The 16,134-nt window shown below is 23.9% G+C and carries 16 protein-coding genes and 1 tRNA gene; 9 read left to right on the top strand and 8 right to left on the bottom strand.

Annotated elements, in window-relative coordinates; translation table 11 throughout:
• Positions 1–89: 89 nt before the first annotated feature.
• From IGS63_RS08715 to IGS63_RS08695, 5 genes are all read right to left on the bottom strand, one after another.
• Positions 90–848 carry a shikimate dehydrogenase family protein gene (locus tag IGS63_RS08715; protein WP_190614195.1) on the bottom strand — a complete coding sequence of 253 codons (759 nt, stop codon included), beginning with the start codon at positions 846–848 and terminating at the stop codon, positions 90–92.
• Positions 849–896: 48 nt separating this feature from the next.
• Positions 897–973, bottom strand: a tRNA-Pro gene (locus IGS63_RS08710).
• Positions 974–1,028: 55 nt separating this feature from the next.
• A complete protein-coding gene (locus IGS63_RS08705; RefSeq protein ID WP_190614193.1) occupies positions 1,029–1,802 on the bottom strand; it encodes a YdcF family protein in 774 nt (257 codons plus the stop codon).
• Positions 1,784–2,263: a prepilin peptidase gene (locus tag IGS63_RS08700; protein WP_190614192.1), complete on the bottom strand. Its 480-nt coding sequence runs from the start codon at positions 2,261–2,263 to the stop codon at positions 1,784–1,786. Before IGS63_RS08700 ends, IGS63_RS08705 begins: the two co-directional genes overlap by 19 nt.
• A complete protein-coding gene (locus IGS63_RS08695; protein WP_190614190.1) occupies positions 2,260–3,336 on the bottom strand; it encodes a tetratricopeptide repeat protein in 1,077 nt (358 codons plus the stop codon). The genes IGS63_RS08700 and IGS63_RS08695 overlap by 4 nt, the downstream gene beginning before the upstream one ends.
• Positions 3,337–3,497: 161 nt before the next feature.
• Here IGS63_RS08695 and IGS63_RS08690 point away from each other — a divergent pair, with 161 nt between their 5' ends.
• Together IGS63_RS08690 and IGS63_RS08685 are read left to right on the top strand one after the other, a co-directional pair.
• Complete coding sequence (locus tag IGS63_RS08690) at positions 3,498–4,265, top strand: metallophosphoesterase (RefSeq protein ID WP_190614188.1); 768 nt, start codon at positions 3,498–3,500, stop codon at positions 4,263–4,265.
• Entirely contained in the window at positions 4,265–4,528 is a 264-nt protein-coding gene (locus IGS63_RS08685; protein ID WP_190614186.1) for an EscU/YscU/HrcU family type III secretion system export apparatus switch protein, read from the top strand. Before IGS63_RS08690 ends, IGS63_RS08685 begins: the two co-directional genes overlap by 1 nt.
• Before the next feature lie 21 nt (positions 4,529–4,549).
• Here IGS63_RS08685 and panD read toward each other — a convergent pair whose 3' ends face one another.
• From panD to htpG, 3 genes are all read right to left on the bottom strand, one after another.
• Positions 4,550–4,927, bottom strand: coding sequence for an aspartate 1-decarboxylase (gene panD, locus IGS63_RS08680; RefSeq protein ID WP_190614184.1), 378 nt, complete (start codon positions 4,925–4,927; stop codon positions 4,550–4,552).
• A 14-nt stretch (positions 4,928–4,941) separates the two neighbouring features.
• A complete protein-coding gene (locus tag IGS63_RS08675; RefSeq protein ID WP_190614183.1) occupies positions 4,942–5,577 on the bottom strand; it encodes a lactate utilization protein in 636 nt (211 codons plus the stop codon).
• A 178-nt stretch (positions 5,578–5,755) separates the two neighbouring features.
• Positions 5,756–7,591: a molecular chaperone HtpG gene (htpG, locus tag IGS63_RS08670; protein ID WP_190614181.1), complete on the bottom strand. Its 1,836-nt coding sequence runs from the start codon at positions 7,589–7,591 to the stop codon at positions 5,756–5,758.
• 268 nt (positions 7,592–7,859) lie between these two features.
• On the opposite strand from htpG, the gene IGS63_RS08665 reads away from it, so the two are divergent.
• From IGS63_RS08665 to IGS63_RS08635, 7 genes are all read left to right on the top strand, one after another.
• Positions 7,860–9,008 carry a sensor histidine kinase gene (locus IGS63_RS08665; protein ID WP_190614180.1) on the top strand — a complete coding sequence of 383 codons (1,149 nt, stop codon included), beginning with the start codon at positions 7,860–7,862 and terminating at the stop codon, positions 9,006–9,008.
• Positions 9,005–9,661 carry a response regulator transcription factor gene (locus tag IGS63_RS08660; RefSeq protein ID WP_190614178.1) on the top strand — a complete coding sequence of 219 codons (657 nt, stop codon included), beginning with the start codon at positions 9,005–9,007 and terminating at the stop codon, positions 9,659–9,661. The genes IGS63_RS08665 and IGS63_RS08660 overlap by 4 nt, the downstream gene beginning before the upstream one ends.
• Positions 9,662–9,666: 5 nt before the next feature.
• The gene (locus IGS63_RS08655) at positions 9,667–10,596 is read left to right on the top strand and encodes a DUF4097 family beta strand repeat-containing protein (RefSeq protein WP_190614176.1); all 930 of its coding nucleotides are present in this window, start codon (positions 9,667–9,669) and stop codon (positions 10,594–10,596) included.
• A gap of 119 nt (positions 10,597–10,715) precedes the next feature.
• Positions 10,716–12,455: an ABC transporter substrate-binding protein gene (locus tag IGS63_RS08650; protein ID WP_190614174.1), complete on the top strand. Its 1,740-nt coding sequence runs from the start codon at positions 10,716–10,718 to the stop codon at positions 12,453–12,455.
• Between the two features lie 269 nt (positions 12,456–12,724).
• Positions 12,725–13,144: an NADH-quinone oxidoreductase subunit NuoE family protein gene (locus IGS63_RS08645; protein ID WP_190614172.1), complete on the top strand. Its 420-nt coding sequence runs from the start codon at positions 12,725–12,727 to the stop codon at positions 13,142–13,144.
• Positions 13,145–13,154: 10 nt separating this feature from the next.
• Positions 13,155–14,369 carry a complex I 51 kDa subunit family protein gene (locus IGS63_RS08640; RefSeq protein ID WP_190614170.1) on the top strand — a complete coding sequence of 405 codons (1,215 nt, stop codon included), beginning with the start codon at positions 13,155–13,157 and terminating at the stop codon, positions 14,367–14,369.
• A complete protein-coding gene (locus tag IGS63_RS08635) occupies positions 14,366–16,075 on the top strand; it encodes an NADH-dependent [FeFe] hydrogenase, group A6 (protein WP_190614169.1) in 1,710 nt (569 codons plus the stop codon). The genes IGS63_RS08640 and IGS63_RS08635 overlap by 4 nt, the downstream gene beginning before the upstream one ends.
• Positions 16,076–16,134: the final 59 nt, after the last annotated feature.

Genomic DNA, 16,134 nt, shown 5'->3' with positions numbered 1-16,134 from the left:
CCAGTTACTGTTTAAAAAATTAAGATTGATCATCTCATTATATATTATTTTTAGTTAATTAAAGATTTTCTTTAGATTAAAATAAGTTATTATAATGTATCAAAAAAGTCAAAGAATGATTTTTCATATATATTCCAAAGTTTTAAATTTTCAATAGCTTGATAAAACCACATTTTTTTACCATTAATAACTGTAGTGTTTTGATTTTTAAAAAATTTTTGTAGAGGTGTTTCATAATAAATTGTATCGTAAAAAATTTTTATTGAATTATTTTTTAAATTAAATGTTTCTCCTTGCATTCCAATTGAAGTTGCATTTATTAAAAAATCAGTTTTTTTAATTATTTTATTTAAAGAAGTTAAGGGCATTACATCTATATCTATATAATTAAAAATTTTTTTTAAATTAAATGCTTTTTCAATAGTTCTATTTATTAAAGTGATTTTTTTAACACCGATTTTATATAGTCCAAATATTATTGCTCTAGATACACCTCCAGCTCCTATCAATGTTATATTTTTAGGCATATTTAAATTATTTAAAGAATTTATAAATCCTAAATAATCTGTATTATATCCTATATTTTTATATATACAATTAACGGCTCCTATTTTTTTTGCGCTATCATTAATTTTAATAAATTTTATAATTTTTTCTTTGTATGGAATAGTTATGTTTATTCCATCATAAGTTAATAATATTTTATTTATATTTTTTTCAAATAAATTTTTAGGAATAGATATATCTTCATATATATATGGTAATTTATGTTTATTAAAATAATTACTAAAAATTATTTTTGACATGGAATCTTTTGGTGGATATTGAATCAAACAAAATTTTTTCATAAAGTCACCTCATAAAAAAAGAGAGAACTAAAAAATTCTCTCTGATATTGGTCGGAGCGACTGGACTCGAACCAGCGCCCTCTTGCGCCCCATGCAAGCACGCTACCAACCTGCGCCACGCTCCGAAATTAAAACTAAACTTCATTATAACATATAATTATTTAAAAGTCAATAATGTGATTAACTAAAGATTTTTTCAAATAAAATACCTAATAATTCATGAAATGCATAAGAAGTAGCTTTTAAAGAATCTATTTTGGGTAAAAAATCATACCAATTTATTGATGTTCTTGAAACTAAATAATTTACAGGAACTGGAATTAATTTAGTATTTTTATTTATATATTTTTTAAATATTTCATATGATCTTTTCATGTGAATAGCTGAAGTTACAAGATAAATTTTTTCTTTATTTAATTTTTTTGCAATTTCTGATGTAAATTTAGCATTTTCATAGGTATTTCTTGCACTAGTTTCAAGATAAACATCAGATGGTTTTACACCCATTTTTAGTAATACTTCTTTCATTTTAAAAGCCTCAGGAATATTATCTGTTTTATCAAGAGTACCTCCTGTAACTATTATTGGAAAGTTTAGATTTTTATACATTAAATAACCATTATATACTCTTTGCATAGAAGAATCAGAAAGCTCCCCAAGATTATTATTAGGTGTATTAGAAATAACTCCACCACCTAAAATTACTATTAAACCTTTTTCATTTTCAAAACTTTTTCCTTCAAATATAAATGGAGAATATTGATTTTCTAGTATGGGTATAAATATCTTTGAAAACCAGCCAGATGAAATTATATATATTATTAGTGTAATAAATAATAAAAATTTTCTGATTTTTTTTTCTTTTTTTAAATAATATATAAACATTAATATACATAATAAGACAAAAATACCAGGAATTTCAAAAAAAGAACCAATTACTTTATAAAAAAACACTTTATCACCTCGTAAAGATAAAATATAATACTTCCTATAAAAATATAAAAACCAAAAGGAACTTTTTTTTCTTTTTCTTTGATATTAATAATAAAGACAGATATTATGCTAAGAATTAAAATTATAAATGAATTATTTCCATAAAATAATGAGATAGCAGTTAATAATTTTACATCACCAAATCCCATTTTTTTATTTTTCCAAAAATAAAAGGTTATAAAAAACATAATTATTGATGAAATAAAAGATAAAAAATTAAAATTAAAAATTGATACTCCTATAATTATTAAGATAGTTGTATCAGGTATAATAAATTTAAAAAAATCATAAATACCAGCAAATAAGAGTGAATTTAATACAATTATATCATACCATTTGTTATTTAAGGTTAAAATGATGTTTATAAAAATAGTGGTGCCAATAAGGCACCACATAAATTTATTTAATAAAAGTTTTTTCATTTTGTTTCCATTTCCTCCAATAAATTTTTATCGATATATTTTTCCATTATTTCTTTTAATCCATACAAATACCATTTATATTTATTTTTCATTTCATCATAAATTTTCTTTGCTTCTTCAACTTTACCACTTTTTATGTATGGAACTACTAATAATAACTTAAAATGATCATGATCTTTTTTATTTTCAATATATTTTTCTAAAAATTCTTGTACTTTTTTAAACTGATTTTTTTCAAACATTATTTTTGTCCAAACTTCTATATCGCTTGAATAAACAGGTACTGATTTCATAATTTCATCTTTTAATTCACTTGCTTCAAGTGTTCTTGAAAGTTTTTCATAAAGTCCAGAAAGTTCATACTTTCCAAGAATACTTTTTGGAAATCTATTTAAAAATTTTTCTAAAACATGTGCAGCTTTAGTCAATTTCTTTGCTTCTATATAAGCATCGGTTAACATAAAATAAGTTACATAATTATCTGGAGATAAATTAATTTCTTTTTTCCAAATTTTGGCAGCATTATCATATTCGCCAAGATTAAAATAAGTTTCACCAAGTTCTGATAATGCAGCTACATTCCAAGGTTCTAATTTTATAGATGTTTCTAAATATTCTGTACCTTTATTAAAATCACCCTCTTCTATTAATATAGAACCATATAATTCATATGCTGGAGCAAAATTTTTATCTATTTTAAGCATGAATTCTATAATTTTTTTTACTAAATCAAAATCTTTTCTATCGGCTCTATCGAGTACTATATCAAATAAGCCATTTAGTGAAACATGATTTAAATCAGTAGCTTTTATATTAAATTCATCAAAATAAGTAATGAAATTATTGAAGATAAAAGGTGTGGTTATAAAACTTGAAGTTAATCCTGGAAGATTATCCATTAAAAATTTTACTTTTTTGCATTCTTCTATAAATTCTTTTTTATTATTTAAATCTGCCATCATTAAGTCAAAATCACCTTCATAAAGATATTCTGAAAGCATTAGTGGAAAGGGTGTTTGTGTTGAAATTGCGATTGATTCACCATTAATATTAACATTTACAATGTTCTCCATTTTAATCATCCCCCTTTTGTTTTTAAAGAATTAACCTTTCTTCATAATAATTTTACCATAATTAACGTAAATTAAAAAATAAAACTATTGTATAATTTAAAAGAAGAATATACAATATTTATGATAAGACAAATATTTTAGCTAAAATTGGAGGTTTTTACATGAAAAAAATTTTATTATTTCTTTTTTTAATTGTATTTTATGTTTTTTTTATTGAGCCATCATTGATTGTTGTAAAAAAGAATATAAATTTTATAAAAAAAGATATTAAAGAAAATATAAAAATTGTTGATATAAGCGATTTACATATTACTAATTATTATTTTTTTCATGATATTGTTTTAAATAAGATAAAAAAAATAAAACCTGACATAATTTTATACACTGGTGATACTTTGAAAAAAAGCTCTGATGAAAATTCAATACATAAATTTTTTTTAAAACTAAATAAAATAGCACCAGTTTATGCAATTTATGGAAATTGGGATTATTATGATATCAAAAAATTGAATTCTGCTTATAATGGAACAAATATATCTATTGTGGATGGAATAACAAAAGAAATATACATAAAGAAAAATAAATTTTTAATAACAGGATTACCAATGTATTATCCATTGAAAAATTTTGAATATGATAAAAATGCTTTTAATATATATTTGACCCATATTCCTTCAAATGTTTTTAAAAATAAGAAAGTATTGAAATATGCAGATATAATTTTTTCTGGTCATACACATGGTGGACAAGTTACAATTCCTTTTGTTACCAATTTTATTTTAAGAGAATATATGGGGAATTATTATATAAAAAGTATGTATAAAATTGAAAATACTAAACTCTATGTGAACACAGGTTTAGGTTCATGGTATCATGCAAGATTTTTGACTTTTCCTGAAATAACAGTATTAAATATAAGAGGTGAATAATGAAAAAAAAAGCTGTGGCTTTAAGATATAAAAAAGGTAAAGATACCGCTCCAGAAGTTATTGCTAAAGGCGTTGGAGAAATAGCAGATAAAATAATAAGCGTTGCGAAAGAGGAGAAGATTCCAATAATAGAAGATGAATATGCGGCAGAAGAATTTTATGGGGTTGATATAAATGTTGAAATTCCACCTGAAATGTATAAAATAGCTGCAGAAATTCTTGCTTATGTTTATTCAATAGATAAAAAAAACAAAAAAGGATAATATCCTTTTTTGTTTTAAATTTTAGCAAAAAGTATTAGGTGTTTCTGAATTTTTTGTTGTTTTTGGATTGTTGTTGTTATCTACAACTACTATTTTTGGATTTGGTACTTCGTTTTTTTCATATAGAGCATATGACATTATTATTACTTGATCTCCAAGTTCACACATTCTTGCTGCGGCACCATTTAAACCTATTTCTCTTTTTCCATATTCACCTTTTATGATATAAGTTTCAAAGCGTTTCCCATTATTTATATCTACAATTTGAACCTTTTCAAATTCTTCCATTCCAGCAAGTTCCATTAACTCTGGATCTATTGTTATACTTCCCTCGTAATTTATATTTTTTTCATTTACTATAGCTCTATGAATTTTTCCTTTTAACATTATTTTAAACATAATACACCTCCAAACTAAAAGCCTAATTTTTCTGCAACTAATATTATTTTAAACCTTCCTGGTTGTCTTACCCCTGTTTCTAAAATTGTTTTATGAATACAAATTCTATCATGTGACTCACAGTCTATACATTCCCCGATTCTTGAACAAGGAGTTTTTGCATTAACTCTTTTTGCGTTCATTGGAGATATAAATTTTAATCTTAATTCTGCTTCATTTAAGTCTTCTACTACTTTATTCATTCCAGCAACTATTATTACATTTTTAGGTCCCCATATCATTGGAGCAACTCTAGTTCCATTCCCATCTAATTGTACTATTTTTCCATCCATAGTTATAGCATTAGCACTACATAAAAAAAAGTCGGTTTTAAAATTTTCATAATAAATTTCTGTTTTTTCTTCTTCTGTTTTAACAGAATATCTATCTAAAAAATTGAATTTTTCATTTCTTAAAAATTCAAGAACATTACATTCTGATAAAGTAACGCTTCCGCCTACTCCTACTTTAGAATTTTCAGGCATTAATTTTTTTAAAAGAGGAACGACTTCATTTTTGTTTTCAACAAGATATGCATCATGTTTTAAGTTTTTTAATTTAGTGACAAGTCTTTCACCAATATTTAAATACTTCCACTTATAAAAATCCATATAATTATACGCCCCCTCAAGGTTGATATACTATATTTTATCATATAAAAGTTTATTTAATTCTAAACTTTTAATAAATTTTTGAGTTTTCAAACGATTTAAGATATAATTATTAATAAAATAATAAGATACCTACAAAATTTGTAGGTATCTTAATTATAATTTAATTTATATTATATTATTTTGTTATTAATTTAGAAATTAAATTTACTAATTCAGTTGGATTTTCTGGTTTTAAACCTTCTAAAATTAATGCTTGATTGTATAATAATTCTGAGTAATCTCTTAATTTTTCTTTTTCACCATTTCTATGTAATTCCTCCATAGTTTTAAATAAATCGTGGTTTGGATTAATTTCAAGAACTTTATCGGCTTTAAATGGAAGTTGATCTAACTCTTTTAATATTTTTTCCATATTTGTTGATATTCCCATATTTCCTGTAACTATACAAACTGGTGATGTTTTCAATCTTGAACTTAATTTAACTTCTGAAACTTTTTCTTTTAATATTTCTTTTATTTCTTCAAGTAAAGAACCATTTTCTTTTTCTAATTTTTTAACTTCTTCTTCATTTTTTAAATTTAAATCATTACTACTAATTGATTTAAATTCTTTTCCTTTAAACTCTCTCATCATTTGAACTAAAAATTCATCTATACTATCATTAAAGTATAAAACTTCATAGCCATTATCTAAAACAGCTTCTAATTGAGGTAATTTTTCAATACTTTCAACATTTTCTCCAGATGCAAAATAAATATATTTTTGATCTTCTTTCATTCTTTCAATATAACTATTTAAAGTTGTATAATCTTTTTCAAAAGATGATTTAAAAATTAATAGATTTTCTAATTTTTCTTTATTAGTTAAATTTTCATATATACCTGATTTTATAGACCTACCAAATTGTTCCCAAAATTCAATGTATCTTTTTTGATCTTTTTTTAGTATATTTTCTAAAGTGTTTAATACCTTTTTTTCAATATTTTTTTTAACGATTTGCAATTGTCTACTTTGTTGTAATAATTCTCTTGAGATATTTAAAGAAAAATCAGGAGAATCTACAAGTCCTTTTATAAATCCTAAATATTCTGGTAATAAGTCTTCATATTTTTCCATAATAAAAACATTTTTAGAATAGAGTTGTATTCCTCTTTTATAATTCTTAGAATAATAATCTATTGGTAATTTTGATGGAATAAACAACAATGCGGTATATTCTATACTACCTTCTGCTTTAGTATGAATAATTTCAAATGGATCAATCCAATCATGAAAAGTTTCTTTATAAAATTCATCATATTCTTCTTTTTTTATATCTTTTTTGTTCTTCATCCACAATGATTCCATAGAATTTAATATTTCTAATTCTTTTTTTCCTTCTTTTTCTATTTCCATTTTTATTGGATATTTAATATAATTAGAATATTTTTTTATTAATTCTTTTATTTTATCTTCATCTAATTTTATTTCATCTTCTATATCTTTTCTAAGTTCTAAAGTTATTTTTGTTCCTCTATTATTTTTTTCTGTTTTATCGATAGTAAATTCACCATTTCCTTCTGATTTCCAAATTACACCTTCTCTTTCATTGTATTTTTTGGTTTCTAAAGTAACTTTTTCTGCAACCATGAAAGCAGAATAAAATCCAACACCAAATTGACCTATTAAATCATTTGTATTATTTTCTTCTTTTTTTAATTCTTCAATAAATTTTTTAGTTCCGGATCTTGCAATTGTACCAATATTTTCAATAACTTCGTCATAAGACATTCCAATACCATTATCTTCTATAATTAATTTATTGTCTTTTAATTCTAATTTAATTTCAAATTTATTATCTCCATTTAAAATTTCTGGATTTTTTAAAGATTCAAATCTTATTTTATCAATAGCATCTGATGAATTTGAAATTAATTCTCTTAAAAAAATTTCCTTATTTGTATAAATAGAATGAATCATTAAATCTAAAAGCTTTTTTGTTTCAGTTTGAAAGTTCATTTTTGTAGACATTATAACACCTCCATATATTTTTTTATAAATAGTCTATTTATATTTTAGCACTCTTAACAATGGATTGCAAATTATTTTTTGTAAAAATTTTTTTAAATTTTAATTTTTTTATGAATAAAAAAATTAAAAAAGTCTAAAGTCTTATTTTTTAATTTTAAAATTAAATAAATAACCTTATGTTAATTCATACTTTACATAATTTTATTTGTATATTTTTTTCTAACTGTTATAATAAAATAAGTAATTTATATTTTTTAAGAGGTGAACTGTGAAGAAAAAAATATTTTTTTCTATAAAATTTTTAATATTAATTTTAGTTATTTTAACTTTATATACTAACTTTATATATTTTATTGGTAAGTTTTTTTTATATACTACATTTTTAATTATAGTATTTATAAATGATATACTCAGAACTTCTTATTTTTTAAAGAAAAAAATCATATATTTTTCTTCTATTAGTTTTTCTCTTTTAAGTATAACTTACATCTCAACATTTGTTAATGGAGATGCTATATTCCTATTTTATTTATATTTATACGAATTTATAATAATAAATAAGAATAAGAAATATTTATTATTACATATATTTTTATATGTATTTATGAGTACAAAAGAATTAATGAATTATACAGATTTTAACTTTATAACACTTTGGAAAAATTATGGATTTTCAATACTAACAAACTATATTATATATTTTCTAATAATTTTTGCTTTAATAACATTAAAAAATCAATATCATGAAAGAAAAAAAGCAGAAAAATTAAATGTAGAATTAAAAAAATCTCTTAAAACAATAGCAGATTTATCAATAGAAAAAGAAAGAAATAGAATTGCTCAAGAAATGCATGATTCAATTGGGCACAAACTATCGGCACTTATTATGAGATTGGATTACATAGAAAAAATAATAGACATTGATGCAAAAAAAGCAAAAGAACACATATTAAAATCTCAAGAAATTTCAAGAAGTACTATGAAATCATTAAGAGAAGCAGTGTATGCATTAAAAGAAAATGAACAATTTTATTCGCTTTCTGATTCTATTAATAAATTAATAAAAAATATAAAAATTGAGAATATTGAAATTGACTTTAAATATAGCAAAGAAATAAATAATATTGATTTAGACATTCAAAATATAATATACAAAACAGTTATGGAAAGCTTAACAAATAGTATTAAACATGGGAAGCCTTCAAAAATAAATTTAAATATTTTAAAAAATAATAATGAAATTACTTTAAATATAAAAGATAATGGTATAGGATGTTTAAATATACAAAAAAGTACTGGATTAAATGGAATAGAAGAGCGAATAAAAAAAGTGAATGGCCAAGTAATATTTAATTCTTTAAATAAAGAAGGTTTTGAAACTAAAATTGTAATACCTTTGATGGAGGGATTAAAATGATTAAAGTAATGATTGTGGATGACCAAACTTTAGTTAGAGAAGGAATATCTATGTTATTGAGTTTGTGTCATGATATAGAGTTAGTTGCAGAAGCTTCAAATGGAGAGGAGGCCTTGAATTTAATAGAAGAAAAAAAGCCTGATGTTATTTTAATGGATATAAAAATGCCTATAATGAATGGGGTGAAAGCAACTAAAATAATAAAAGTAAAATATCCAAATATAAAAATATTAATATTAACTACATTTAAAGATGATGAATTTATTTTTGAAGCATTGAAAAATGGAGCAGATGGATATATATTAAAAGATGTAAAGTCCGATAAAATAATAGAATCAATAAAAACGGTTTATTCTGGAAATCTTTTACTACATTCTGAAATTGCAAATAAAGTTATTAAAGAACTTGGAAATAAAAGTAAAAATACAAAAGAAAACAAATTAGAAATAAATGGTCCTTATGAATCATTAACTTCAAGAGAGGTAGAAATTGCACAATTAATATCAATTGGAAAATCTAATAAAGAAATTAGTCAATTGCTTTTTATTACTGAAGGAACTGTTAAGAATCATATAACAAGGATACTTTCAAAGCTACAAATTAGAGATAGAACACAATTGGCACTTTATGTGCAAAAAGTTATGAATGGATGATTATTTTGAAAGAACTTATAAATAAATTATTTATAAAAAAATTGATAATGATTACGGTTTTGTTGTTTTCGTCTATTATACTTTCAAATACAAAAAGTTTTGAATTTTCTTTAAGTGAAATAAAAAAAATAAATATTGAGTCAAATATTTCTAACATAAATATTTACTATTCTGAAAAAAATTCATTGATATGTTTTTATGAAAATGAGTTAAACATTTTTCCCGATATACTTTTTAAAAAAGATTTTGATTTGATAAATTTAACTGAAACTTTAAATAAAAATAATCCATTTTTTCTTTTAAAAAAGTTTGTATTCAATTCTAATCAAAATAATAATTCATTAAAAAGCGGAACTTTTACTGTTATGACAAATAAGAAAGATGATGCTATTTTTGTTTCATATAAGGGAAATATTAAGTTAAAAAAAATATTTACAAATTATAGATTAATTGCTAAAAATACTATTGGAAATATTTTCCCTTTTTCGATTTCTTCAAAAAATATTTATTTAGAAAATGTAAATGGAAAAATACTTTCGAATAATTTTATTTCTAATGGTGAATTAGAAATAAAAAATGATCGAGGAGATATAGATTTAAAAAATTTTTCGAATACTGTTTTTTCAAAAATTATAAATAAAGAAGGGAATATTAAATTAACAGCTTCAGTAAATAAAATGTATATAAAAAATGTATTTGGTAATATTTCATTATACTTGAAAAAATTTAATAAATGTGAAATTAATCAAAGTTTTGGAACTACTTTAATTGTTTTAAATAAAAATCAAAAATATGATTATGAGATTCAAGCACCGAATATCATTTTTTTTAATAAAAATTATACTAAAAAATTAAATATAAAAAATGGTAATAATAAATTGAAAATATTTTCTAAAAATACAGTTATAATACAGGATATTTCTAATTTAGATTAAAAATTTTTATAGAACATGATATAAGTCATATAGTTTTATTACTTTCATAATAAAAATCTCTTTATTAAAAGGATTATAATAAATTAACAGTAATTTAATCTTTTTAGGGAGGGATTATATTGAAAAAGTTACTATTTGTATTTATTGCTTTGATTTCTTCAATACTATTTTTTGCAGAAGACGTAGAGTGGTTAGTTGTAGATGTTGATGGTGGAGTTCCAGGAAATACTTTGTTTTTAGGAACAACATCTGGTCCAAAGACATTAAATCCTGCAACTTCTCAAGAAACATCATCAAATGATATTATTTCATTGTTTTTAGATAGTATGTTACAACAAGATCAATATGGATTTGTAACACAGCCAGCCTTAGCTAAATCTTGGAAATATGAAAAAACATCAGAAGGTGGAGTTTCATATTATTTTACTTTAAGAAAAGGTTTAAAATGGTCTGATGGAGAACCACTAACAATTGATGATGTTATTTTTACTTTTGAAAAAATTTATTTTAAAAATGACATGACACCTAATGGAAATGATTCTTACTTAGATTCAGAAAAAAATCTTCCAATTATCGAAAAGGTAGATAATTATACAGTAAAATTTACTTACAAAACTTTAGTAAGAAATGGTAATGGGATTTTTGGAGGTACAAGTATATTACCAAAACATATATTTAAAGACCATGTTTCTAGCTCAGATGCTCTAGCTCAAACTTGGACAGTTGATCAATTAAAATCTGTTGTTGCATCCGGACCATTTATTTTAAAGGACTATAAGGAAGGCGTAAGGATTGTTTTAGAAAAAAATCCAAATTATTATGCTAAATCAAAAGATGGAATTAGATTACCTTATTTAGATAAAATAATTTATACTATATTACCAAATAATCAAACTGAATTATTAAGATTTAAAGCAGGAGATTTAGATTTAATGGGAATTACTGCAAATGACTATCCAACACTTAAAGCAGGTGAAGAGGAAGGAAACTATAAAACAATAGTTGGAGAGTTGAATCCTGGACCATCATTTATTGCTTTTAATTTTAATGCTCCAGAAAAATATAAAAGAGCTTGGTTTAGAGATTCGGAATTTAGAAAAGCAGTTTCTTTTGCTTTAGATAGAAATTCTGTTGTTGACAATATGTTAAATGGTATGGGCGCAGCAGTATTTTCAAGAGAAGTACCTGATTCAAAGTATTATGATGAAGAAACAATCAATAGAATGCATTATAAATATAGCTTAAGTAAAGCCAAAAGTATTTTAAGAAAAGCTGGATATGTTTTAAAAAATGGAAAGTTATTTGATAAATTTGGAAATCAAGTTACATTTTCTATAGAAACAAATGTTAGTACAGAAGTTTGGGTAGATATTGCTAATATTTTAAAAGATTCATTACAAAAACTTGGTATAGACGTTATATTTACTCCTATTCAATTCAATACATTAGTTCAAAAAATTATAACAACTGGTCAATGGGATGCTGTTATACTAAGATTATCAGGAGATACTCCTGATCCAGCTGCAGAAAATGTTTGGACATTAAAAGGTGGACTTCATTTTTGGAATTTCTCACCAGAAACTAAAGAGTTTGTTGATAAAGAAGATTATTTTGTACCAGATTATGAAAAGAGAATAGATGAAATTATGGTGCAACAGAAAACACTATTAGATGATGAAAAATTAACAAAACTATTTAAAGAATTCAATAATATTTTAGCTGAAGAACAAGTGTTAATTTATACTTTTGCACAAAATTACTTAGTAGCTGTAAACAACAAGGTACATTTATATACAAAAAAACCAAACCCTTATATAAAAAGTACATATAGAATTTATGCAATTTGGAAGGAAAATTAATAAAAAATATATAAATAGATACCTGATTCCTAATGTTTAAAGGGATCAGGTATTTTTATTATAAATATTAAACAATTATGTGAATTAAAACACTTTTAATATTTGTGAAATGTTTTTTTAACTTAAAAACTTTATAATTTAAATATAGATTAAATTTATGTTACTGAAATAATATCTTTCCTAAAATTCTTTTTCGATTATTTATCTTCTAAAATTTAAACATAGATATTATTCCCTAAAAATTTTTTTAATATAAAGGGGGAATTTGTATGGAAAAATTTTTTCAAAAAGAACTTTTAGAAGAACTTCGAGATATTCAAGATGCTTATGGTTATATTCCTGAAAAAGAAATCCTCAGAATTTCAAAAGAACGTTCCATTCCAAAAGCAAATTTATTTGGAACAATAAGCTTTTATAGTATGTTATATACTAAACCAACTGGTAAGTATATAATAAGATTATGCGATAGTGTTTCTTGCAGATTAAATGGTTCAAATGCTGTATTAAACTCTATAAAAGATTATTTAAAAATAGGTTCTGGTGAAACTTCAAATGATTTAAAATTTACACTTGAAGTAGTTGAATGTCTTGGACATTGTGGGGAAGGACCAGTTATGATAATAAACAGTACTGTTTATAACTATTTAACTCCAGAAAAGGCTGTTAATATTTTACAGTCTTTAGATTGAGGTGAGATTTATGGAAAAGATATTTTTAAAAAAAGATCAAAATAAAAATTTATATAATTATGAGTTTTTAGGATTAAAAAAGTCATTAAAATTAAGTCCAGAAAAAATTATTGAAAAAATAAAAAAAAGTGGATTAAGAGGTCGTGGTGGTGCTGGGTTTCCAACGGGAATAAAATGGGAGTATGGATATTCTATAAAGTCTGACGTGAAATTTATTATTTGTAATGGAGACGAAGGAGAACCTGGAACATTTAAAGATAGATTTTTAATGGAAAATATGCCTTTTAAAGTTATAGAAGGAATAATAATTTCTGGTTATGCAACAAATTCAAATTATGGATATATTTATATAAGAGGAGAATATGAAAAAGCTATAAAAAAAATTAAAGAAACTATAGAATTAATGTATGAAAAAAATTTATTAGGAAAAAATATTTTAAATTCTAATTTTAATTTTGATTTAAAGTTAGTTCGTGGAGCAGGAGCTTATGTTTGTGGAGATGAAACGTCTTTAATAAATTCTATAGAAGGAGAAAGAGGTCGTTCAAGAATAAAACCTCCTCTTCCAATAGAGAGTGGGTTGTATAAAAAACCTACAATAGTAAATAATGTTGAAAGTTTATCTGCTGCAGCAGAAATAATGAAATATGAAAATAATCCTTATACTACTCTTGGAACTTCTGAAAGTAGAGGTACAAAATTAATTTCATTGAGTGGAGATATAAATAATCCTGGAGTTTATGAAATTGAATTTGGAAAAATGACAATAAAAGAAATAATAAATGAATTTGGTGGTGGCATGAAAATAGGTAATATTGGTTTTGTAATTCCAGGTGGAATTGCAACTCAAGCACTTTCTGAAAGTGAATTGAATATTCTCTATACTTATGAAGACATTTCAAATTCTGGAAGTTCTTTGGGTTCAGGTGGAATGATTGTAGTATCAAACCAAAGAAATTATCTTGAAATAATTAAAAATGTTTCTGATTTTTTTAAAAATGAAACATGTGGAACTTGTTTTCCTTGTAGAGAGGGAAATAGAAATATAAATAAAATATTAGAAAATTTTAATAATAATAAAAAAATAAATTCTAAAGATATAAAAATAATTAATGAAATTAAGGAAGCAATAGGATTAGCCGCTCGCTGTGGATTTGGACAATCTTCTGTAAATTTAATTGCGTCTATACTTGAAAAGTTTTATATAGAGAAGGTGAAAATATGAAAGTTACCATAAATAATCAAATCTTTGAATTTGATGAAGAATTATCTATACTTGAAGCAACCAAGAAAGCACATATAAAAGTTCCAACACTATGTTATAATGAAAAACTTGCTCCTTATGGAAGCTGTAGATTATGTTCCGTTGAAGTTGAAGGTAAAAAAACTTTAATGCCTTCTTGTGTTACTAAAATAAAAGATGGTATGAATATAAAAACGCATAGTGAAAAAGTTAGAAGAGTTAGAAAGATAATAATGGAATTAATTATTTCATCGCATAGTATTAGTTGTGATTTAAACTGTTTAAATTGTCCAAGAGCTGATAATTGTGAAATAAGAGAAGTTGCACAAGAAATTGGTGTGATTAATATAAGAATACCTCCTATTCCAAAAGAAGAATTAATAGATAATAGTAGTTTTTCAATAGTTAGAGAACCATCAAAATGTATAGTTTGTAATAGATGTGTAAGAAAATGTTCTGAGGTACAAAATGTAAATATTTTAACTATAGCTAATAAAGGTCCAAATACACATGTGACCACTTATATGGATAGAGGAATGGGAAATGTTGATTGCACAAATTGTGGACAATGTATTTTAGAATGCCCAAGTGGTGCTCTTCATGAAGTATATCATATTGATAGTGTTTGGAAAGCTATAGAAGATCCAGAAAAACATGTTGTTGTTCAAACAGCTCCAGCAGTGCGTGTTGCTATATCAGAAGAATTTAATGAAAAGCCTGGTAGTACAACAACTGGTCAACTTGTATCTGGATTAAAATTACTCGGTTTTGATAAAGTTTTTGATACAAATTTTGCTGCTGATTTAACTATAATGGAAGAAGGAACTGAATTTATAAAAAGATTTAAAAGTAATAAAAATCTTCCAATATTTACGTCTTGTAGTCCAGGATGGATAAAGTTTTTAGAACATAATTACCCAGAATTTATTCCGAATTTATCTACCTGTAAATCTCCACAACAAATGTTTGGTTCAATAGTAAAATCATTTTATGCTGAAAAAATGAGAATAGATAAAGAAAATATAATAGTAGTATCAATAATGCCTTGTACAGCAAAAAAATATGAACGAACAAGACCAGAATTAAAAGGGGATGTTGATTATGTTCTTACAACACGTGAATTGGGAAAAATGTTCAAAGAAGCTGGAATAGATTTATTAAATCTTCCAGAGAGTAAATATGATGATCCACTTGGCAAATCTTCTGGTGCAGCAGTACTTTTTGGAGCAACTGGAGGAGTAATGGAAGCTGCTTTGAGAACTGCTTATGAAGTTCTTACAGGTCAAGAACTCGAATCATTAGATTTTAATGTAGTTCGCGGAATAAAAGGAATAAAAGAAGCTACTATTACAATAGGGACTCATAAATTAAATATAGCCATTGCAAATGGATTGGGAAATGCAAGAAAATTATTAGAAATGATAAAATCTGGTGAAAAAACATATCAATTTGTTGAATTCATGGCATGTCCAGGAGGTTGTATTGGTGGTGGAGGACAGCCAATACCTACAAATGATGAAACTATTTTAGAAAGAATGACAGCTATTTATGATATTGATAGAGAATTAAAAATAAGAAAATCTCATGAAAATCCAGCTGTTCAAGAACTTTATAAAGAATTTTTAGGAGAACCAAATAGCGAATTAGCACATAAATTATTACATACAACTTATATTGCAAGAAATTAAAGAAATTTTAAATATATTTATTTTATAATAAAAAAATATTTTTTATAATGTATAAATTT

The organism is Tepiditoga spiralis (genome assembly GCF_014701195.1).
Taxonomy (GTDB): domain Bacteria; phylum Thermotogota; class Thermotogae; order Petrotogales; family Petrotogaceae; genus Tepiditoga; species Tepiditoga spiralis.
This window is presented reverse-complemented; position numbering and strand designations above follow the sequence as displayed.

Bases quoted from the DNA above. Each gene is read 5' to 3' on its own strand.
- IGS63_RS08715 (WP_190614195.1), bottom strand. From the start codon at position 848: ATGAAAAAATTTTGTTTGATTCAATATCCACCAAAAGATTCCATGTCA.
- IGS63_RS08700 (WP_190614192.1), bottom strand. From the start codon at position 2,263: ATGAAAAAACTTTTATTAAATAAATTTATGTGGTGCCTTATTGGCACC.
- IGS63_RS08695 (WP_190614190.1), bottom strand. From the start codon at position 3,336: ATGGAGAACATTGTAAATGTTAATATTAATGGTGAATCAATCGCAATT.
- IGS63_RS08690 (WP_190614188.1), top strand. From the start codon at position 3,498: ATGAAAAAAATTTTATTATTTCTTTTTTTAATTGTATTTTATGTTTTT.
- IGS63_RS08685 (WP_190614186.1), top strand. From the start codon at position 4,265: ATGAAAAAAAAAGCTGTGGCTTTAAGATATAAAAAAGGTAAAGATACC.
- panD (WP_190614184.1), bottom strand. From the start codon at position 4,927: ATGTTTAAAATAATGTTAAAAGGAAAAATTCATAGAGCTATAGTAAAT.
- IGS63_RS08675 (WP_190614183.1), bottom strand. From the start codon at position 5,577: ATGGATTTTTATAAGTGGAAGTATTTAAATATTGGTGAAAGACTTGTC.
- htpG (WP_190614181.1), bottom strand. From the start codon at position 7,591: ATGTCTACAAAAATGAACTTTCAAACTGAAACAAAAAAGCTTTTAGAT.
- IGS63_RS08660 (WP_190614178.1), top strand. From the start codon at position 9,005: ATGATTAAAGTAATGATTGTGGATGACCAAACTTTAGTTAGAGAAGGA.
- IGS63_RS08645 (WP_190614172.1), top strand. From the start codon at position 12,725: ATGGAAAAATTTTTTCAAAAAGAACTTTTAGAAGAACTTCGAGATATT.
- IGS63_RS08640 (WP_190614170.1), top strand. From the start codon at position 13,155: ATGGAAAAGATATTTTTAAAAAAAGATCAAAATAAAAATTTATATAAT.
- IGS63_RS08635 (WP_190614169.1), top strand. From the start codon at position 14,366: ATGAAAGTTACCATAAATAATCAAATCTTTGAATTTGATGAAGAATTA.